The 19,672-nt window shown below is 69.4% G+C and carries 18 protein-coding genes, 1 tRNA gene, 2 pseudogenes and 1 riboswitch; of the genes and pseudogenes, 5 read left to right on the forward strand and 16 right to left on the reverse strand.

Features of this window, described 5'->3' with window-relative positions; all coding sequences use genetic code 11:
- Positions 1 to 166: 166 nt before the first annotated feature.
- From G1H10_RS18080 to G1H10_RS18095, 4 genes are all read right to left on the reverse strand, one after another.
- Positions 167 to 251 (reverse strand) — tRNA-Leu (locus G1H10_RS18080).
- Between the two features lie 84 nt (positions 252 to 335).
- Complete coding sequence (locus G1H10_RS18085; protein ID WP_163740353.1) at positions 336 to 1,463, reverse strand: hypothetical protein; 1,128 nt, start codon at positions 1,461 to 1,463, stop codon at positions 336 to 338.
- 51 nt (positions 1,464 to 1,514) lie between these two features.
- Positions 1,515 to 2,000 carry a nitroreductase family deazaflavin-dependent oxidoreductase gene (locus G1H10_RS18090; protein ID WP_163740355.1) on the reverse strand — a complete coding sequence of 162 codons (486 nt, stop codon included), beginning with the start codon at positions 1,998 to 2,000 and terminating at the stop codon, positions 1,515 to 1,517.
- The gene (locus tag G1H10_RS18095) at positions 1,990 to 2,955 is read right to left on the reverse strand and encodes an aldose epimerase family protein (protein WP_163740357.1); all 966 of its coding nucleotides are present in this window, start codon (positions 2,953 to 2,955) and stop codon (positions 1,990 to 1,992) included. The genes G1H10_RS18090 and G1H10_RS18095 overlap by 11 nt, the downstream gene beginning before the upstream one ends.
- Before the next feature lie 133 nt (positions 2,956 to 3,088).
- Here G1H10_RS18095 and G1H10_RS18100 point away from each other — a divergent pair, with 133 nt between their 5' ends.
- Positions 3,089 to 3,970, forward strand: a complete 882-nt coding sequence (locus G1H10_RS18100) for an NUDIX hydrolase (RefSeq protein WP_163740359.1) — start codon at positions 3,089 to 3,091, stop codon at positions 3,968 to 3,970.
- Positions 3,971 to 4,024: 54 nt separating this feature from the next.
- On the opposite strand, the pseudogene ku reads toward G1H10_RS18100, so the two are convergent.
- The 5 genes and pseudogenes from ku to G1H10_RS18125 form a co-directional block, all read right to left on the reverse strand.
- Positions 4,025 to 4,795: pseudogene (gene ku / locus G1H10_RS18105) on the reverse strand (non-homologous end joining protein Ku); the annotation flags it as partial.
- A gap of 371 nt (positions 4,796 to 5,166) precedes the next feature.
- Complete coding sequence (locus G1H10_RS18110) at positions 5,167 to 5,961, reverse strand: TrmH family RNA methyltransferase (RefSeq protein WP_163740363.1); 795 nt, start codon at positions 5,959 to 5,961, stop codon at positions 5,167 to 5,169.
- 461 nt (positions 5,962 to 6,422) lie between these two features.
- Positions 6,423 to 7,385, reverse strand: a pseudogene (locus G1H10_RS18115) (SPFH domain-containing protein); the annotation flags it as partial.
- A gap of 94 nt (positions 7,386 to 7,479) precedes the next feature.
- Complete coding sequence (locus G1H10_RS18120) at positions 7,480 to 7,947, reverse strand: NfeD family protein (protein ID WP_163740366.1); 468 nt, start codon at positions 7,945 to 7,947, stop codon at positions 7,480 to 7,482.
- Between the two features lie 131 nt (positions 7,948 to 8,078).
- Positions 8,079 to 8,861, reverse strand: coding sequence for an ABC transporter ATP-binding protein (locus G1H10_RS18125; RefSeq protein ID WP_163740369.1), 783 nt, complete (start codon positions 8,859 to 8,861; stop codon positions 8,079 to 8,081).
- 281 nt (positions 8,862 to 9,142) lie between these two features.
- On the opposite strand from G1H10_RS18125, the gene G1H10_RS18130 reads away from it, so the two are divergent.
- Positions 9,143 to 9,904 (forward strand): Rv1486c family protein, encoded by a 762-nt coding sequence (locus tag G1H10_RS18130; RefSeq protein WP_163740370.1) that lies wholly within the window; start codon positions 9,143 to 9,145, stop codon positions 9,902 to 9,904.
- Positions 9,905 to 10,043: 139 nt separating this feature from the next.
- Complete coding sequence (serB, locus tag G1H10_RS18135; protein WP_163740372.1) at positions 10,044 to 11,273, forward strand: phosphoserine phosphatase SerB; 1,230 nt, start codon at positions 10,044 to 10,046, stop codon at positions 11,271 to 11,273.
- Between the two features lie 7 nt (positions 11,274 to 11,280).
- Here serB and G1H10_RS18140 read toward each other — a convergent pair whose 3' ends face one another.
- On the reverse strand, positions 11,281 to 11,790 hold the full coding sequence (locus G1H10_RS18140; protein ID WP_163740374.1) for a SixA phosphatase family protein: 510 nt from the start codon (positions 11,788 to 11,790) through the stop codon (positions 11,281 to 11,283).
- Positions 11,791 to 12,022: 232 nt separating this feature from the next.
- Between G1H10_RS18140 and G1H10_RS18145 the strand changes: the two genes are divergently transcribed.
- Positions 12,023 to 13,231 (forward strand): alanine racemase, encoded by a 1,209-nt coding sequence (locus tag G1H10_RS18145; RefSeq protein ID WP_376778634.1) that lies wholly within the window; start codon positions 12,023 to 12,025, stop codon positions 13,229 to 13,231.
- 175 nt (positions 13,232 to 13,406) lie between these two features.
- Entirely contained in the window at positions 13,407 to 14,228 is an 822-nt protein-coding gene (locus G1H10_RS18150) for an MOSC domain-containing protein (RefSeq protein ID WP_163740376.1), read from the forward strand.
- A 60-nt stretch (positions 14,229 to 14,288) separates the two neighbouring features.
- Here G1H10_RS18150 and hisG read toward each other — a convergent pair whose 3' ends face one another.
- From hisG to ribD, 6 genes are all read right to left on the reverse strand, one after another.
- Positions 14,289 to 15,146, reverse strand: a complete 858-nt coding sequence (gene hisG / locus G1H10_RS18155) for an ATP phosphoribosyltransferase (protein ID WP_163740378.1) — start codon at positions 15,144 to 15,146, stop codon at positions 14,289 to 14,291.
- Positions 15,147 to 15,202: 56 nt separating this feature from the next.
- Positions 15,203 to 15,466 (reverse strand): phosphoribosyl-ATP diphosphatase, encoded by a 264-nt coding sequence (locus tag G1H10_RS18160; RefSeq protein ID WP_163740381.1) that lies wholly within the window; start codon positions 15,464 to 15,466, stop codon positions 15,203 to 15,205.
- A gap of 164 nt (positions 15,467 to 15,630) precedes the next feature.
- The gene (gene ribH, locus G1H10_RS18165; RefSeq protein ID WP_163740382.1) at positions 15,631 to 16,101 is read right to left on the reverse strand and encodes a 6,7-dimethyl-8-ribityllumazine synthase; all 471 of its coding nucleotides are present in this window, start codon (positions 16,099 to 16,101) and stop codon (positions 15,631 to 15,633) included.
- A 102-nt stretch (positions 16,102 to 16,203) separates the two neighbouring features.
- Positions 16,204 to 17,472 (reverse strand): bifunctional 3,4-dihydroxy-2-butanone-4-phosphate synthase/GTP cyclohydrolase II, encoded by a 1,269-nt coding sequence (locus G1H10_RS18170; protein WP_163740384.1) that lies wholly within the window; start codon positions 17,470 to 17,472, stop codon positions 16,204 to 16,206.
- 48 nt (positions 17,473 to 17,520) lie between these two features.
- Positions 17,521 to 18,165, reverse strand: coding sequence for a riboflavin synthase (locus tag G1H10_RS18175; protein WP_163740386.1), 645 nt, complete (start codon positions 18,163 to 18,165; stop codon positions 17,521 to 17,523).
- A 5-nt stretch (positions 18,166 to 18,170) separates the two neighbouring features.
- The gene (gene ribD, locus G1H10_RS18180) at positions 18,171 to 19,232 is read right to left on the reverse strand and encodes a bifunctional diaminohydroxyphosphoribosylaminopyrimidine deaminase/5-amino-6-(5-phosphoribosylamino)uracil reductase RibD (RefSeq protein ID WP_163740388.1); all 1,062 of its coding nucleotides are present in this window, start codon (positions 19,230 to 19,232) and stop codon (positions 18,171 to 18,173) included.
- A 115-nt stretch (positions 19,233 to 19,347) separates the two neighbouring features.
- Positions 19,348 to 19,485: riboswitch (FMN riboswitch) on the reverse strand.
- Positions 19,486 to 19,672: the final 187 nt, after the last annotated feature.

Below are 19,672 nucleotides of genomic sequence, written 5' to 3' on the forward strand. Positions count from 1 at the left end.
GGTGTCACGGTACTTGTTCTTCACACATCAAAGACTGCGGCACCTTCGTCCCCGATCCGCACAAGCCACGCAGGACACAAAGAAGGCCGCCCCGAAGGACGGCCTCCCCGCTGAGATCCGAAGACCCCGGAAAGCTCGCGTTCTAGCAGGTCAGAAGCCTGCGCGGTGTCCGAGGGGGGACTTGAACCCCCACCCCCTTGACGGGGACTAGCACCTCAAGCTAGCGCGTCTGCCTATTCCGCCACCCGGACAAGGTGTGGGACGCTTGCGCGTCACCGGCCGAGTTACTGTACCAAACTTTCACCGCCGCATGTCCAACCGGCAGGGGCCGGCAGTCAGCCGCTCACGACCGGCTCCGCCGGACCGTCGGCGGCGCGCATCGTCCTCAGTTCAAGATACCGCGCCCTGGCCTGGAAAACCTCCCTCATCTCCCCGGTCATGTCTTCCAGGAACTCTTCCCGGTACGTCGCATCGGTCAGGATGGAGATCGCGTAGTACAGGCCGGTGATCGCCGCCATGGCGGCTGCGACGCGCAGCAGCGCCTCTGTGATCAAGATCTCGTGGCCCAACAGATCCAGCGGCTGCGACCACAGACCGTCGTTGACGTCCCACGCCACCCGGGTCTCCTCCCCCACGGTCAGCGCGCCGAACGCGATGAAGAACAAGCCGACGCCCACGGCGACCACAAAGACCTGCAGGCCCTGGCTGATCAGCAGCGTCAGACCGACATTGATCCGCTGGCGACGGCTCAGCGGCGGCGAGTCTCCCCGCGCATCGCCTTCCAGCTGTCGCACCTGCCCTGGAACCCGCAGAAACACGAACAGCCCGCCCAGTCCCACGAACAATCCGACGACGATCCAGACGAAGGTTCGCGGCATCGTCGAGAACACCTGCCACATCTCCGCGTTCAGGAACAACACCAGAGAGAAGATCAGCAGCAGTGGCAGCGCTCGCACCAGCCGGGACAGCGACTCGGCCAATTCGTCGGCGATCCGCGTCAGCGCCCAGAAGACCGTCGCGATCAGGCCGTATCCCACCACCAGGTACACCAGCCCGAGCAGCAGGCTGTTGCCGACGATGATCCCCGCCACCTGGCGCAGCTGACCACCGAAGATCAACGGCAGCAACGCCGGGATGAAGACGAACGCGGCGAGTTCCGGCCGCCCGATGCGCGACGGGAGCGTCCAGAAACCGCGGCCGAGCAGCCGGTTGAGAATGCCGAAGGCGACCACCAGAACCGCCAGCCCGCCCAGCGCCGCGGCGACGTTGACCAGCAACGGCCAGTCGAAGTCAATGGCGCCGAGCATCTCGGCGATGAACACCAGCGCCAGGAACGGCGCCGCGCGGTTGAAGATGTCGTCCGACGCGGAGTAATCCTCGATGAACAGCGGCAACCCGCTGCGCCGGAACGTGCGCTCGTACGTTGCCAGCTCGTCGTCGGTCTCGTCATGCCATGTGCCCACGACGGGACCCTACCCGGCACACATGTCCACGCGGCACTGTTGGTGGCGATCTCAGCGCTGCAGGTGTAGCTCCACCACGGGCACCTGTGGAAGTCCAGCATCGTCGCTCTCCTCCATCGAGGCGTCCAGCACCGGCTCGAGCGTCTTCCACAACTTCGGATGCCGGGCCGCATAGCCCGCCAGCACCGTCTTGGCCCCCTCCGCACCGAGCTGCCGCGCCTCGGCCGGCACGCGGTAGCGCAGGCCCACGGAGACCCGGACCTGCGGATGGGCGAGAACGTTCTGGAACCACTGTGCCGACGGTCCGAAGCCGGAGACGATCACACACCTGTCCGGTCCGCGCTGCGAGACCACCTCCAGCACCACGTACCGGCGAAGCCCGCTGTTCCGTCCGATGTGCTCCAGCATCAGCGCCCGGGAACCGAACAGGAAACCCAACCGGGCGCGGTAGAGCCAGATCGGGGCACGGACCAGCCACCGCACCCGCAGCAGCCGGCCCACCAGCGGCTTCCGCTCGTCTCCTTGGTCAGCGGGCATCCGCCGTGATCCCCCACGTCCCCTCGAAGACGCCGCCGGGTTTGAGCACGATCAGACCGTCGCCGGTGTTGAACACGTCGACCGCCGACGTCATCGGCTCCACCGCCAACGAGCGCCGGACACCCTCCTCCTCGCTCACCGCATCCGCGGTGTAGAGCAGGACGAACGGCCACGCTTCGTCCTGCCACAGCGACACCGTCCACCCGTCCGGCCGCTCGGCGACGACACGCGCCAGCCCTGACGCGTCCCGCTCCAGGTCGGAGTAGAGACCCAGCCGGTTCGGGCCGATCCGGCGCGCGCGGCGGAAGTCGCTGTCGTCGCCCACGGCCGCGCGTGTGGTCATGATGCCGTCTTCGCCGCGCACGACCGTCGCGCCGGGCACCGTCACCGTCATGTCGTCGATAGTCCCGCCGCCGGCCGTCCCGCCGCCGACCGTCGCGCCGTCGGCTGTCCCGTGGCCGGCGCTGAGGTAGGGGTGCGCCCCGGCGCCGAACGGCGCCTCGTCGTCGCTGAGGTTCTCCACGTGCAGCCATGCGCTCAGCCCACCGTCGTCGAGCGACCACCGGGTCCGTACCCGCAGCGGCCATGGGTAACCCGGCCGCGCCGGCTGCACCATCGCGAGCTCGACCGACGACGCGTCCCTCGCCACCACCTGGAACGGCATCCATCGGATCAGCCCGTGGATCGCGTGCCGCCCCTCGTCGCCGAAAATCGGCAGCTGGTGTTCGTGTCCGCCGAACCGGTACCTGCCGTCCCGGATCCGGTTGGGCCACGGCACCAGCCAGTGACCGCGTGCGCTCGGACATAGCGTCCCGGCCGGATAACCGGCCACGATGTCGACGCCGGCGACCTGGTAAGTGCGCAGGCCACCGCCGGCCTCCACGATCACCGCCTCGTGCTCGCCATGCCGGAGCACGTGCTCCCCGGCGCCGCCTACCTCGCTCAGATCAATCACGGCGCTCACCCTACGCCCATCCACCACGATGATCATGAACACTAGCCGTGCTATGCGAACGGTAAGTGTTCATGATCATGCTGCGGGTACCTCGGTGGCGGTTCCCGCGCCCGCGCATGGCACGCTTGACTCGATGAGCCGGCTGCAGCACCGAACCGATGGCGACGGATGGGTCACGTGTGATTGCGGTCAGCGGCACTGGGGCGTCTACGGTTCCGCCGGACTGATGCTCGTCGACCCGGACCGGGGCGTACTGCTGCAACATCGCGCGCATTGGAGCCATTACGGCGGAACCTGGGGTGTGCCCGGCGGCGCCCGCGCGTCCGGCGAAGGTCCGTACGACGGGGCGCTCCGCGAGGCGCACGAGGAGGCCGCGATCCCACCGGAGAAGGTGCAGCCCAGCCACGCGTGGGTGGAGGATCACGGCCCGTGGTCCTACACGACCGTCGTCGCCGATTGCGACGGCGAGGTCGACGCCTATGCCAGCGACCCGGAAAGCTTGGCGATCTCGTGGGTGCCCGTCGACGACGTCGACCAGCTTCCGCTGCTGCCGGCGTTCGGCACCATGTGGCCGTCGATCCGCGCACAGGCATTCCGCCGTCTGGTGCTGGTGGTCGATGCGGCGAACGTCGTCGGATCCCGTCCAGACGGCTGGTGGCTGGACCGGGCGGGCGCCGCCGAGCGGCTGCGGGACGAGCTGGCCGCCGCCGGTCCGCTACCCGCGCACGATCTCGGGCTGCCAGCGGCGATGTGGTGGCCGCGAATCCGTCTCGTCGTCGAAGGCGACGCACGTTCCATCGCCGACATCGACGACTCGGCGCGTCTCACCGTCGACCGGGCACCCGGAAGCGGCGACGACACCATCGTCCAGGTCACCGCCGAGGCCACCTCGGCGCGCCCGGACGATCACGTCATCGTCGCGACGGCGGACCGTGAACTGCGCCGACGCGTCGAGCACGTCGGCGCCACCATCGTCGGCCCCGGCTCGCTGCGTCGCATGATCACGCACGCCTAGCGGCGACCTCGGGCACGCGTGCATGGCACGCTGAAGGCTCGCTCGCTAGGCCGACTTGCGGGCCTTGGCCTGCTCGACGCTCTGCCGCAGGGCCTCCATCAGGTCGACCACCTTGCCCTCTTCCGGCTCCTCGGCCGGCGCCTCCACCGCGACACCCTCCGACTTCGCCGCGATCACCTGCAGCAGCGCCTCACGGTACTCGTCGGTGTACTCATCCGGGTCGAAGTCGCCGGACAGGGTCTCGATGTAGGACTCGGCCATCGCCATCTCCTGCTCGCGCACCTTGACGTCCTCGTCGAGGAACCCGAACTCCGGGCGGCGGATCTCGTCCGGCCACAGCATGGTCTGGACGACAAGAACACCCTCGTGCGAACGGAGCACCGCCAGGCGCTCCCGGTTGCGCAGCGCGACCTTCACCACGCCCACCCGTTCGGACTCCTCGAGCGCGTCCCGCAGCAGCACATACGGCTTGGTGTCACCGGTCGGTTCGACGTAATACGCGCGCGCCAAGGCGGTCGGATCGATCTGGGAGAACGGGACGAACCCCAGAACCTCCACCGCGCGGCTGGACGCCACCGGGAGGTCAGCCAGGTCGTCGCTGGTGAGGATCACCATCTCACCGTCGGGCATCTCGTAACCCTTGGCGATGTCCGCGTAGGCCACTTCCTCGCCGTCCTTCTCGCAGACGCGCCGGTACCGGATCCTGCCACCGTCGGCCGCGTGCACCTGCCGGAAGCTGACGTCCTTCTCCTCGGTGGCAGAGACGAGCCGCACTGGAATCGACACCAGTCCGAACGAAATCGAGCCCTTCCACACCGTCTGCATCCGATTCCCCGTTCCCTTGGCCGACCAATACCTGCGATGATGCCGCGAATCCTCGCACCTCGCCAGTACGACCATTCTCGGCCCCGGAACTCATCGCTCTTTCACCACCCGGGTGTCGGCGCGCCTCCGCGGTTCCGTCCGCAGGCCGTGGCAGCCTGAGAACATCCCACATGAAGGGAGGATCACCGATGAGCCCGCTGACCAGTCGATGCATGGAGTGCGGCGGCGAGGTCGAGTTCGATCCGGTTCCCGACGCCATGCCAAGTGAGTTCAGCTGCCGCCGCTGCGCCGCCGCGTACCTGGTAGATCCGACGCCGTCTGCGGCCCGGTCTTCTGTCGCGGTCGTCGCCTAGGTCGTCGCGGTTGAGATCTCAGCGCAGCGCGTAGCAGGCCACCGCGGTCGCCGCGGCCACGTTGAGCGAGTCGACACCGCCCTGCATCGGAATGCGTACCCGGCGGTCGGCCGAACGCATCCACCGCTGGGTCAACCCTTCGCCCTCGGTACCCACCAGCAGCGCCAGCCGCTCCGGCGGCGTCACGTCGGAGAGGTCCGCCGCGTCGTCCGCCGGCGTGAGCGCCCACACGTCGATCCCGGCCGCGCGCAACGTGTCCGGGCCGTGATACCAGTCCTCGACCCGGGTGTACGGCACCGAGAACACCGAACCCATGGACACCTTGACCGCACGCCGGTACAGCGGATCGGCGCACCGCGGGCTCAGCAGGACCGCGTCCCAGCCGAGCCCGGCCGCGCATCTGAAGGCGGCGCCGACGTTCGTGTGGTCCACCAGGTCTTCCAGCACGATGACGCGCCGGGCGCCGCTGATGACCGCGTCCAGGCTCGGCAACGGCGTGCGGTGCAGCGACGCCAGCGCACCCCGGTGCACATGGAATCCGGTGACCGTCTCCACCAGCTGCTCCGGGGCGACGTAGCATGTCACGTCGCCCGCGGCGTCCAGCACGTCGGCCAGCGTCTCCACCCAGCGCGGCGCCATCAGGAACGAACGCACCGGATATCCGGCGCCGACCGCACGGCGGATGACCTTCTCGCCCTCCGCGAGGAACAGCCCGTGTTCGCTCTCCAACGACGTCCGTAGCTGAACGTCGCGCAACGCGACGTAATCGCCGAGCCGCGGGTCGTCCGCGCTGTCGATCTCGACCAAGTCCACCGTGCGATTGTCCCCTGCCTTGCCGGCACGCGCTTCTTGAGTGTGAGTTGCGCTGGATGCCGCATGATCGGGCTTCAGACGCAACGAACACTCAAGAAGCGCGGAACGAGACGAACCAGAACCAGTGAACGCCCCTACTGGCCGGGTGGCGGCGGCGCCGGCGGCGCGTGCGGCGTGTCGTTGCCAGAGTTCTCGCCGCCACCGCGAAGCCCGCCGAGGCCTCCACCTTGCGAACCGCCGGCGTCGCTCCGCGGGCCCCGTCCCTGCGAGGCGGCCTCAGCGGCCCGCAGCGCCTCCTGGACCTCGTCCTCGGCCGCGGAGACAGCCGCCTCGCCTTCGGCTGCAGCCTCGTCGGCCGCTTCCGAAACCTCCCCGGCCACCGCGGCTCCCGGCATGTCGCGGCCGTCGCCGCCGTCACCGACGCCGCTGCCGTCGTCGTCTGCGTCGCCGTCACCGTACGGGCCACCGTCGCCGCCGTCGCCGCCGTTGCCGGCGCCGGGGAGCGCGCTGCCGAACTTGCCGACAGCCGTACCCAGCCCCTCCAACGCGGCCCCGATCTCACTCGGTACGATCCAGACCTTGTTCGCGTCGCCCTTGGCGATCTCCGGCAGCATCTGCAGGTACTGGTACGACAGCAGTTTCTGGTCCGGCCTTCCCCGATGGATCGCGTTGAAGACGGCGCCGATCGCCTTGGCCTCACCGTCAGCACGCAGGATCTGCGCCTGCTTGTCCGCCTCGGCCCGCAGGATCTGCGACGTCTTGTCACCCTCGGCGGAGAGGATCGCCGCCTGCTTCTGTCCTTCGGCGGTGAGGATCTGCGACTGGCGCACACCCTCCGCGTTGAGGATCGCCGCACGCTTGTCCCGGTCGGCACGCATCTGCTTCTCCATCGAGTCCTGGATGGAGGGTGGCGGATCGATCGCCTTCAACTCGACTCGGTTGACCCGGATGCCCCACTTGCCCGTGGCCTCGTCCAGCACGCCGCGCAGCGCGTTGTTGATCTCCTCGCGGCTGGTCAGCGTCCGTTCGAGGTCCATGCCACCGATGACGTTACGCAGCGTGGTGACCGCAAGCTGCTCGATACCCTGGATGTAGTTGGCGATCTCGTAGGTCGCCGCCTTCGGATCGTTGACCTGGTAGTAGATGACCGTGTCGATGGAGACCACCAGGTTGTCCTGGGTGATCACCGGCTGCGGCGGGAACGAGACGACCTGCTCCCGCAGGTCGACCAGCGGCAGCACCCGGTCGACGAACGGGACGACGATCGCCAGGCCCGGCGTCAGTATCCGCTGGTACCGCCCCAGGCGTTCGACGATGCCGGCGCGCGCCTGCGGCACGATCCGGACCGACTTGGCCAAGGCGACCAGGACGAACACGGCCAGGAGGAAGATGACAAAGAGGAGGAAGATCTCTCCTGCTTCCATAGATGACCCTTCGTGTGAACGCGTCAGATGCCTCGTGCGGCCCTGCTGCGCCGCACGGGATGTGGGGCCAACCTACACCGCCCGCGTGCAGGCGCTACATCGGTTCCCCACCGGGAAACACGAGCGCCGTCGCACCGTCGATCTCGATCACGTCGACGTTGTCGCCGGGCTCGATCACGGTACGGCCGTCGAAGCTGCGCGCCGTCCATACCTCACCGGCCAACTTGATCCGTCCGCCGTCGCCGTCGACCCGTTCCAGCACCACGGCGCTCTGCCCGACGAGGGCGGCTGCCCCGGTGCGCACGCTGGTCGGCACCCGAAGATGTCGCTTCGCGATCGGCCGGACGAAACCGATCATGATCACGCTCACGCCGATGGCGATCAACGTCTGCGCGACGAACGGCAGTCCGGCGATCGATGCGACCGCACCGCTGACGGCACCGGCCGCCAGCATCAGGAAGACGAGATCCACCGTTGTGGTCTCGACGATCCCGAAGATGAAGGCCAGTCCCAACCAGGCGGACCACTCGTTGTCCCCTAGCCAGTCCCAGAAGCCCTGCATGGCTCAAGATTACGCCCGACGTGCGGCCCCTGTCTGCACCGGGAACCGCAGGGCGCGTCGCGCGCAACGCTGCGGCGAAAGTCGCACCTGAACAGCAAGGCACGCCGCACGCCGACCCGTGCCGTGGCGGATCAGGCCGCGCGAGCGTTCCAGCGGCCGTTCTCGTGGTTCACAACCAGCGCAAGCCCGAAACACGCGCTGAGGTTGTCCGCCGTCAGCGTCTCGCCGATCGGTCCGGCGGCCACCACCTGTCCGCTCCGCAGCAGCAGCGCGTGCGTGATGCCGGACGGAATCTCCTCGACGTGATGGGTCACCAGCACGGTGGCTGGCGACGCCGGGTCCGCCGCGATGCTGCCCAATGTGGCCACCAAGCTCTCCCGGCCGCCGAGGTCGAGCCCGGCGCCGGGTTCGTCCAGCAACAGCAATTCCGGGTCGCTCATCATCGCCCGGGCGATCTGGGTCCGCTTCCGCTCGCCCTCGGACAGCGTGCCGAAGGTCCGCCCGGCCAGGTGCGAGATGCCCAGCCGGTACAGCAGCTCGAACGCGCGCGCGTCGTCGACGTCGTCGTACGATTCCCGCCACCGCGCCACCACGCCGTAGGCCGCGGTGCGCACCACGTCCAGGACCCACGTCTTGGGCTGGATCCGTTCCCCGAGCGCCGTGCTGGTCAGTCCGATCCGGGGACGCAGCTCGAAGACGTCGACCTCACCGAGCACCTCGCCGAGCACCGCCACCCGCCCGCTGGTGGGGTGCATGTTGGTCGCGGCGATCTGCAGCAGCGTCGTCTTGCCGGCACCGTTCGGGCCCAGGATCACCCACCGTTCGCCGTCCGCCACCGTCCACGTGACCCGGTCCAGCAGGTTGCTGCCGGAACGCGTCAGCGTCACGTCGGCAAACTCGAGCACGTCGGACATGGCAGGGCTAACTCCCTCGAGGTCGTGTACGGCGGACGGCGCCGGTCCACAAAGGGCCGCATCCGCGACCTTACCGGGCGCGAGATCGGCGTTGACCTCTAGGGCACGTCACCAGGGAACCGACATCTGAGAATCCGGGCGAGGCGTGGCGAACCTCCGGCGGCCCGGATACGTTGCCCAGAACGTCGGACACGTTTCCCGGGAACGTCGACAAGGTGCCCGGAACGGGATGCCCGCGAGTCAGGCGACTCCGATTCCGCGCGACCTCTAAGCTGGAGGACATGGTTTCGATGCCCCGGTCCGCACGGCTCGCGGCGTGGGCGAGCGCATGGCTGAACGGCTCCGGCTCGCTCGATGACGTCCTCACTCGGGTGTGCGGCGACGACGAGCCGCACGACGTCGTGGACGTCCCCGGCACGGACGGAACGGTCAGCCTCGTGGCGGCGCTCCCGGCGCTGCGCGATGCGGGCGTCTCCTCCTTCCGCGTAGTGCTGCCGGCGCCCGGTGATCCGACTGGCCTGGGCGGTCCCGCCGATCTGAACGCGGATGCGGTGGACGCCGGCGAGACCGTCCTCGCGGTGGGGGCAGGCGACACCGCGTATGCCCTGGTGCCGGATATCCAAGCGTTCGGACCACCGGGTGACCAGGGACACTTCGTCACCTGGCGGTGCCGGGAAGCCATCCGTCCGCCGGCCGGCCCGAGCCTCTCCGAGGCCGAACAGGAACTCTCCAGCAACCTCCGTGAGGCGGGATCCGCGCTGGCCAAACTGGACGTCGCGGCCTGGCGGCCCGAGGTGGCCACCCTGCTGGAGGAGGTCCGTTCCTCTCGGGTGGCCGAGCCGCTCCCCCGCGGATTTCCGGCGCGGGCGCAGCTGGTGGCGGCACGCAGCATCCGGCTCATGGCCGTGGCAGACTTCGCGCTGACCGACGACGGCGGCGCGGTGAGCGCATCGGCTGCCGAGTCTCGCCGGGCCCTGCTGACGCCCCTCGAGCGGGCCGCGCGGCACGCACTCGTCGCCGCGTGCAACGCACTCGAGGAGTAGCCGCGTCAACGGTGGGCCCGTGACCGGCCGGCCGTTGCGACGGCGGTCGCATACCCGCCATCACGGCCTGCGGATTTGCGGCGCTGCGCAGGGTGGCGAGTTCGGCGTGGCGCGGCGCCCGGTAGCGTTGAACGTTGTTATGACTGCTTCTGCGACTTCCGACGACCGCACGCTCCTGGTCACCTTCTCCGGCCGGGACCGGCCCGGCCTGACGTCCCGGATATTCACGACGCTCGCCCGCTATCGCATCCACGTGCTGGACATCGAGCAGGTCACCGCCCGCGGTCACCTGCTGTTGAGCGTGGTGCTGGGGGATGTGCCCGACGACGACGGGCTGATGCAGGCGGTGCACATCGTCGCCGACGAGCTCGGGCTGGACGTCGAGGTCACCGTCGGGCAGGGCGATCTGTCCGAGCCGGCTGAACGTGCGCACGTCACCGTGCTGGGATCCCCGCTGCGGCCGGAGGCGGTCCGGCTGCTGGCCCGCCGCATCGCGGACGCCGGCGGAAACATCGACCGCATCATGCGCCTCGCCTCGTACCCAGTGACCTCGATCGAGCTCGAGGTGTCCGGGGTGGATCCGGAGACGCTCAAGGCGGATCTCACCGCCGAGGCGCTGGCCTGGGGGGTGGACGTCGCCGTTCAGCCGTCCGGGCTGATCCGCCGCGCCAAGCGGCTGATCGTCATGGACGTCGACTCGACCCTCGTCCAGGGTGAGGTGGTGGAGATGCTGGCCGCCCGCGCCGGCGTACTCGACCAGGTCGCCAAGGTGACCGAGGCCGCGATGCGCGGCGAGCTCGACTTCGCCGAATCGCTGCGCGCCCGGGTCCGGCTGCTGGCCGGGCTGCCCGAGTCCGCGATCGACGAGGTGCGCGACGAGGTCAGGCTCACCCCCGGCGCACGGACCCTGGTGCGCACATTGAAGCGGCTCGGCTACCGGTGCGGCATCGTCAGCGGCGGGTTCAGCCAGGTCACCGACGCGCTCGCGGAGCAACTCGACCTGGACTTCGCGGCGGCGAACACACTAGAGGTGGTCGACGGGCAGCTCACCGGCGAACTTGTCGGGGACATCTTGGACCGCCCGGGCAAGGCGGCCGCACTACGGCGGTTCGCCGCACAGGCGGAGGTGCCGCTGTCGCAGACGGTCGCGGTCGGCGACGGCGCCAACGACCTGGACATGATCGGCACGGCCGGGCTGGGTGTGGCGTTCAACGCCAAACCGGTCGTCCGTGATGCCGCGGACACCGCGGTGAACGTGCCATACCTCGATGCCGTGCTGTACCTGCTGGGGATCAGCCGCGCCGACGTGGAGGCGGCGGACGCCGACGACGGCTACATCACCCCGGCTCCCCCGGTGCCGCACGCCTGAACACCGCCTAGCCGCGTGGCACGGTGAACGTGACCAGCCGGGCTCGGCCCGGGTCCAGCTCCGCCCAGCTGCGGTACACGTCGAACACCGCACAGGCCGACGTGCGGTAGTCCAGCCGCATCTGGAACCGCTCCGGCACCTCTGAGGTCTCGTCGTCGATCAGGCTCGCCAGCGTGCCGATGCCCGGATTGTGCGCGACGACCAGAAGCGTCGACACGTCGTCGGAGACCTGCCGGACGAGATCGAGGAGGTCACCCGCTCCGGCCGCGTACGCTTCGTCGAGCAGCTGCGGTTCCGGCGGCGATTTCAGTTCGCCGGCCAGCGCCTCGTAGGTCTCGCGGGTGCGCAGCGCGCTGGACACCAGCGCCGCGTCCACGACGATGTCGCGGTCGCGCAGCCAACGACCCACCTCCCCAGCGTCTCGCCGGCCGCGCTTGCTCAGTGGGCGTTCGTGATCTTCGACGTCGTCGGGCCAGGCGGCCTTGGCGTGGCGCAGCAGCACGAGGGTTCTCGACATACTGATCAAGACTAGGGCGCAGGCCCCAGATCAGACATCCTTCCCACGCCCTTCTCATACCGATTGTGATCTGATAGTTGAGCCGCCTAGTGACTCTTCGGCCCGGGTTTGATAAGCATGCCGGGTGGAGATCAACCTCGCAGATGACTCGGCACCGCCGCCACCGCCCAAGCCCACCGTGGAAGAGGCGACCACCAGCAGCACAACCCCGCAGGCAGAACCCTCGCGACCGATCACCAGTTCCCGCGCCGATCTGCGGCACCGGCTGAACTCCGCGATCGGCGACGATGACGTCCCGCTCGCCGCGGTCGACCTGGACGCATGGGACTCCAACGCCGACGAGCTGGTCCGGCTCGCGGCGGGCAAGCCGATCCGCATCGTCAGCGCCGCCGTCCGCAACCGCACGCTGCTGCGCCAGTTGCTCGCCCGCGACGGCTTCTCCGGCGTACTCGCCTACACCCTGCGCGAGGCTGTCTGGCTGGTCGGCACCGGAATCTGCGACGACGCCGTGGTCGCCTATCCCAGTGCCGACCGCCGAGCGCTGTCCCGGCTGGTCGGCGAGGAACACCTGGCCGGACGGATCACCATCATGGTCGACGACATCGCCCAGCTCGACCTGGTGGACGCCGTCGCCCCGCCGGAGGCCCGGGCCGAGCTGCGGGTCTGCCTGGACCTGGACTGCTCCTGGCAGGCCCTGGGCGGAAGGCTGCGGCTGGGCCCGCTGCGCTCGCCCCTGCGGACCCCGGAGGACATGGCCAGGCTCGCTCGGGCTGTGGTAGCGCGGCCGGGTTTCCGGCTCGTCGGGATCCAGGCGTACGAGGCGCACGTCGCGGCGGCGCACGACGCACCACCGCACGGCCGCGTCCGCGCGTACCTGCGCCGGCTGATGCGCAAGCGGGCGGACCAGGATCTCGCGAGCCGGCGCGCCGCCGTCGTCGATGCGGTCCGGGACATCTGCGACCTGGAGTTCGTCACCGCCGGCGGCACCGGCTCCATCCGCAGCACCGCCGCGGATGCCTCCGTCACGGAGGTGGCGGCCGGCTCCGGTCTGCTCGGTCCGACCCTGCTCGACCGGTCGGAGGATTTCGTGCCGTTGCCGGCCGCCTTCTTCGCGCTGCCGGTGGTCCGCCGTCCCCGCAACGGTGTCGTGACCGTCGCCGGCGGTGGATACGTCGCCAGCGGCGCGGCGGGACGAGACCGGTTGCCCGTGCCGTGGCTGCCTGAGGGGTTGAAGCTGGGCACCCCCGAGGGCGCCGGGCAGACGCAGACTCCCCTGCACGGGCCGACAGCCGACGGACTCGCCCTGGGCGACCTCGTCTGGTTCCGGCACGCCAAGGCGGGCGAGCTCGCCGAGCGCTTCGACAGTTACCACCTGGTCCGCGGAGAACGCCTGGTCGACACCGCTCCGACCTATCGGGGAGACGGCAAGACATTCTTGTGACACCGGGCACGTGACTCCGGCGGTGGAGGGGAGAATTCCCGTCCTCGCCCAGCAACTCGTCGTCGCCTAGCGGCTTCTCCGAGCTGATGCCCACCACACCATGGACAGAGATTCTCCCCTCCGCCTCACCCTCGGGCGCCAGGGCAGAGCTCAACGGGGCCGGTACGGTTGAGGGGTGCGGATCACCCAGCTGAATATCTATCCGGTCAAATCGACCCGCGGCCGTGAAGTCGACGACGCCGTCGTGGAGCCCTGGGGCCTGGCCGGTGACCGCAGGTGGATGGTCGTCGATGGTGAAGGGGACGTGCTGACGGCGCGGATCCTGCCGCGGCTGTTGACGGTGAGAGCTACGCCCTTGGGTGAGGGGCGGTTGCGGTTGGACGGGCCGCACGCGGAGCCGCTGGAGGTCGACGGGACGCAGGCGGACGAGCGAGTGACCGTGCAGGTATGGCGGTCCCGGGTCGAGGCGATGCGGCCGAGCACGGACGCGGACGGGTGGTTCGGCAAGCTGCTGGAGCGCGATGTCCGGCTGGTCTGGCTGGACGATCCGCGACGCAGACCGGTAGACCCCGAGTACGGGCGCGACGAAGACCGGGTCAGCTTCGCTGATGCCTACCCGTTGCTGCTGGCGAGCACGGGGTCGCTGCAACAGCTCAACGACTGGATTGTGGAGGGCGCGCTGGAGCGCGGCGAAGCGGTGCCGGAACCGTTGCCGATGCGGCGGTTCCGGCCGAACGTCGTCGTCGACAGCGAGGAGCCGTTCGCTGAGGACGGCTGGACACGCGTCCGCCTCGGCGGCCTCGACTTCCGGGTCGTCAAGCCGTGCGACCGTTGCGTGCTGACGACGATCGACCCGGAGACCCTGGAGAAGGGCAAGGAGCCGCTGCGGACGCTGGCGCGGCACCGCCGGTGGGATCAGAAGGTCTGGTTCGGGGTGAACATCATCCCCGACCAGACCGGACGGCTCCGCGTCGGCGACCCCGCCACCCTCCCATGATCATGAACACTTAGCGTTCACATAGCACGGTTAGTGTTCATGATCATGGGAGAAGGGGGGTTAGATGCGGCAGGCGTGAATGTCGGTGACGAGGATGGCGCGGGCGCCGATCTCCCACAACTCGTCCATGATCCGGTGCGCCGCATCTCTGGGAACCATCACCCGGACCGCCACCCAGCCCTCGCGGTGCAGCGGCGACACGGTGGGCGACTCCAGTCCGGAGGCGATCGCGGTGGCCTGGTCGACGTGCTCGGCCCGGATGTCGTAGTCCATCATCACGTACCGGCGCGCCACCAGAACGCCCTTCAACCTGCGCAGCAGCTGCTCGAGCCCGTCAACCGGCGCGCCGTCCGCCCGAGCGATCAACACCGCCTCCGAGTGCAGGATCGGCTCGCCCAGGATCTCCAGACCGGCCTGGCGCAACGTCGTCCCCGTCTCCACGACGTCGGCGATGACGTCGGCCACACCGAGCTGCACCGCCGTCTCCACCGCTCCGTCGAGCTTGACCACCTCGGCGTCGACCTTGCGTTCGGTGAGGTACGAACTGAGCAGGCCGGCGAACGACGTCGCCACCCGGAGGCCGTCGAAGTCGTCGACGTCGCGCACCGAACCCGGACGGGCGGCGAACCGGAACGTGGAGTGGCCGAAGTCCAGCGCGAGCACTTCCTTCGCCGGAGCGGCCGAGTCCAGCAGCAGGTCACGCCCGGTGATCCCGACGTCCAGGGTGCCCGAGCCGACGTACACGGCGATGTCGCGCGGGCGGAGGAAGAAGAACTCGACGTTGTTGTCCGGGTCCCGCAGGACCAGGTCGCGCCCGCCGTCGGAGCGCTGCCGGTACCCCGCCTCGCGGAGCATCGCAGACGCAGGCCCGGACAGCGCGCCCTTGTTGGGCACGGCAATGCGCAGGACGTTATTCATGGAACGGCCATACCTTTCATCGTCAGCGTCCGGCGCAGCTGAGGCCGGCCGCACGGTCAGAGCTTGGCGTAGACGTCGTCGAGACTGAGGCCACGCGCCAGCATGAGCACCTGGACGTGGTAAAGCAGCTGGGAGATCTCCTCGGCTGCACGTTCGGCGCTCTCATGCTCCGCCGCCATCCAGGCCTCGGCGGCCTCCTCGACCACCTTCTTGCCGACATGATGGACGCCGCGATGCACCGCCTGCACCGTGCCCGAATCGGGCGCACCGGACTCCACCTTCGCGGTCAGCTCGGCCCACAGGCCCTCGAAGCTCTTCACGTGGGCCTATCGTACGGGACACGCACCGCGCCCGTGGAAGCTCGGTGCCCCGCTGCCCCACATCCACGTGGAAGATCAGTGCCCACTGCCCCGTGACCACACGCGTGCACCGTGCGATCTGTGGCGGCCGCGCGGAAGCGCTGCGGCCGGCCAGCCTGTGACGACTACCCGATGGAGCGAAGCGTCAGGGCCGTGGCCACCGCGGCCTGTGCGGCCTCGCGGCCCTTGTCCTCCTGGGAGCCTTCCAGGCCCGCCCGGTCCAGCGCCTGCTGCTCGTTGTCGCAGGTGAGCACACCGAATCCGACCGGTACACCGGTCTCGACCGACACCCGGGTCAAACCCTCCGTGGCCGCCTGGCAGACGTAGTCGAAATGCGGCGTTCCACCCCGGATCACCACACCGAGCGCCACCACGGCGTCGTAGCCGGCGCGCGCCAGCCGCGCGGCGGCCACCGGCAGCTCGAAGGAGCCGGGCACACGGACCACCTGGGGGTCCGCGGCTCCCGCTTCCTTCAGGGCCCGCAGCGCGCCTCCGACCAATCCGTCCATGACCGTCTGATGCCACTGTGCGGCCACCACGGCCACCCGCACACCGCTCGCGTCCAGCCTGAGCTCCGGTGCACCTTCGCCACTCACGTCACACATTCCTTCCAGTCATGCGGACCACGAGTCACCTCACTGTCGCCAAAGCAGCAACAAGGTGACACATGGTCACGTCTCTCGGCGCGCCTGATCTTCTCAGGCCGTAGATCCGAACGGGGCCTCAACTGCCGGCGAGTCCCAGACGTCGTCCAGTCCCGGCAACTGGTGGCCGAGCCGGTCCCGTTTAGTCCGCAGATATCGCAGGTTCTCGGGGTGCGCGGCGACCGGCAGCTGTACCCGCTCGGCGACGGCGATGCCGTAGCCGTCGATGCCGGCCAGCTTCGCCGGGTTGTTGGTCATCAGCGCGATCGACTCCACACCCAGATCGGCGAGAATCTGCGCACCGATGCCGTAGTCCCGCCCATCGGCCGGCAGCCCCAGCTCGATGTTCGCGTCCACTGTGTCGTGCCCGTTGTCCTGCAGCTCGTAGGCGCGCAGCTTGTGCGCCAGCCCGATGCCGCGTCCCTCGTGTCCACGCAGATACACGACGACGCCGCGCCCGGCATGGGCCACGGTCGCGAGCGCCGCCTGCAGCTGCGGGCCGCAATCGCAGCGCAGCGAGCCGAACGCGTCCCCGGTGAGGCACTCCGAGTGGATCCGGGCCAGTACCGGCTCCTGGCCGGTGATGTCACCCATCACCAGTGCGACGTGTTCGCCGCCGTCCACCAGGTCGCGATAGCCATAGGCACGGAATGTGCCGTGCACGGTGGGCAGCCGGGTCGTCGCGAGCCGCTCGACGTGGCCTTCGGTACGTCGGCGGTACCGGATCAGGTCGGCGATCGAGATCATGGCGAGCCCGTGCTCGTCGGCGAATGCGCGCAGGGCCGGTGCGCGCATCATCGAACCGTCATCGTGGACGACCTCGCCGATCACCCCTGCCGGCGCGAGACCCGCCATCCGGGCCAGATCCACCGCCGCTTCGGTGTGGCCGGGTCTGCGCAGCACACCGCCGTCCTTGGCGCGCAGCGGGAACATGTGCCCCGGGCGGGTCAGATCCTGTGCCTCGGTCGCCGGGTCGGCGAGCACCCGAGCCGTACGTGCCCGGTCGGCCGCCGAGATGCCGGTGTCCACGCCATCACGCGCATCCACCGACACCGAATAGGCCGTGCCCTTGCGGTCTTCGTTCACGGCCGTCATCGGCGGCAGCTTCAGCCGGTCCAGCTCGGCGGCGAGCATCGGCACGCAGACCACGCCGGAGCTATGCCGCACCATGAAACCCATCAGCTCCGGCGTCGCACACGACGCCGCGAAGGTCAGGTCGCCCTCGTTCTCCCGGTTCTCGTCGTCGACCACGACGACGGGGCGACCGGCGGCGATCTCCTTGATCGCCCGCTCGACCGAGTCGAGCCGGATCTCGTTACCCATGCGCGCAGCGCTCCTTCGTGTTCCGATGCTTGCCGTGCGACGTGTCGCTCATCTCGTCCGCTCCGGGGTGACCAGGCGTTCCACGTACTTCGCGATCACATCGACTTCGAGGTTGACCTCGTCGCCGGGCTGTCGGCGGCCCAGCGTGGTGAGCTCCAGCGTGGTGGGGATGAGGCTCACCTCGAACCACTCGTCGTCGCCCCCGCCGCTCAGGGCCGGCACAGCCGACACGGCGGAGACGGCGGAGACTGTGAGCGAGACTCCGTCGACGGCGATCGATCCCTTCTCCACCACGTACCGGCTCACCGCCGACGGCAGGCCGATCCGGACGACGTCCCAGCGCTCGCCGCGCTTCCGGTTCAGCACCACGCCGACGGCGTCGACGTGGCCTTGGACGATGTGGCCGCCGAGCCGGTCGCTCACCTTGACGGCGCGCTCGAGGTTGACCGGGTCGTCGGCGTCGAGGCGCCCGAGTGCGGAGCGGTCCAGCGTCTCCCGCATCACGTCGACCGTGAATGTCGCCCCACCTCGGTCGACGTCGACCACCGTGAGACAGACGCCGTTCACCGCGATGGAGTCCCCGTGCACCGCATCCGAGGTGACCTTCTCCCCGCGCAGTGTCAACAGCGCCCATTCGTCGGTGACTTCGAGCTTCACGACGCTGCCGAGCTCTTCCACGATTCCGGTGAACATATGGGTCACTCCTTCGATGGGCGGGGTGTCGCGATGATGCGGATGTCGCCGCCGATGGTGGCGACATCCTGAGTGTCGAGCCGGATGGCACCGTCGATGCTGGTCACGCCGGCGCCGACGAGAGCATTGGGTCCTGCTCCGAGCAGCGCCGGGGCGATGTAGGCGACGACCTGGTCGACGAGGCCGGCCGCGAAGAACGCCCCGGCCAGCGTCGGGCCGCCTTCGAGCAGCACGTACCGCGCTCCGCGCTCGTACAGCGCGGCCACCAGCTTGGGCAGGTCGACCCGGCCGTCCGGGGTGGCGCCGACCTCGTCGGCGGTGGCGATCCAGGTGGGCGCCGACTCGTCGCGGACGCGCGCGTGCTCGGGCGTCCGGCCCGAGGAATCGACGACGACGCGCAGCGGCTGATCCTGGTACGGAAGCTCGGCGTCGCCGTCGCGGGCGGTGAGCTGGGGGTCGTCGACGATGACGGTTCCGGCACCGGCGATGATCGTGTCCACCGCTGCCCGCAGCCGGTGCACGTCGGCCCGAGCGGCCGCACCGGTGATCCAGCGGCTGGACCCGTCGGCGGCGGCGCTGCGCCCGTCCAAGGTCGCCGCGTACTTCCAGACGACGAACGGCCGGGTGGAGCGGAACGGGGTCAGCCAGCGTGCGTTCGCGGCGGCGGCCTCATCAGCGAGCAGGCCACTCTCCACGTCGATCCCGTGCTCCCGCAGATGCGCCGCGCCGCCGGCGGCGGTCGGGTTCGGGTCGGCGACGGCGTAGACGACCCGAGCGACGCCCGCGTCGAGGAGTGCGTTGCTGCACGGACCGGTGCGGCCCTGATGGTTGCAGGGTTCGAGGGTGACGACGGCCGTGCCGCCCCGGGCGCGTTCACCGGCGGCCCGCAGGGCGACGATCTCGGCATGTGGGCTCCCCGGCCGCTCGTGCCAACCCTCACCGGCGATCTCACCCGCGGCATCCAGGATCACGCAGCCGACGTCCGGGTTCGGTGGGGTCGTCCATGTCGCGCGCGTCGACAGCTCGATGGCGCGACGCATCGCCGTGTGTTCGGCTTGATTCGCCACCGGAGCGCCTCCTCACTCGTCATCCGAGCGCTCCGGGGTATGCGTCGCCAAGGCGACAAACCGGACACCGGCGGGACGCGACCGTCTCAGACGTCTCGCACCACGGCGGTGCCCTCGTGTGCTGCCTCCCATCCGGACTTTCACCGTCGGTCCCGGAATTTCACCAGGTCAACCGGACCGCTGCCAAGAGCAGTGGGCCGGGTCGCGGACTGTCACCGCCGGTTCGGACTTTCACCGAGCCCCGGAGCACACGTTGGTTCTCTCTTGGCAGTGTAACCGCGCCTGGGCCCATCGTGTTCCCCGACAACGCCACAATGTGCCGTCATCCGTATGCACATGCCATCCAGCGTCGCATGACCGTCTCTGGCTGTGGATAACCGGATCTTCGTCCGTCAGCGTCGCTACGCTTATGTCAGAGCTCGTTTCCCCGGGAAGAAGGA

The sequence above is a fragment of the Phytoactinopolyspora halotolerans genome (genome assembly GCF_010550675.1).
Classification (GTDB): Bacteria; Actinomycetota; Actinomycetes; order Jiangellales; family Jiangellaceae; genus Phytoactinopolyspora; species Phytoactinopolyspora halotolerans.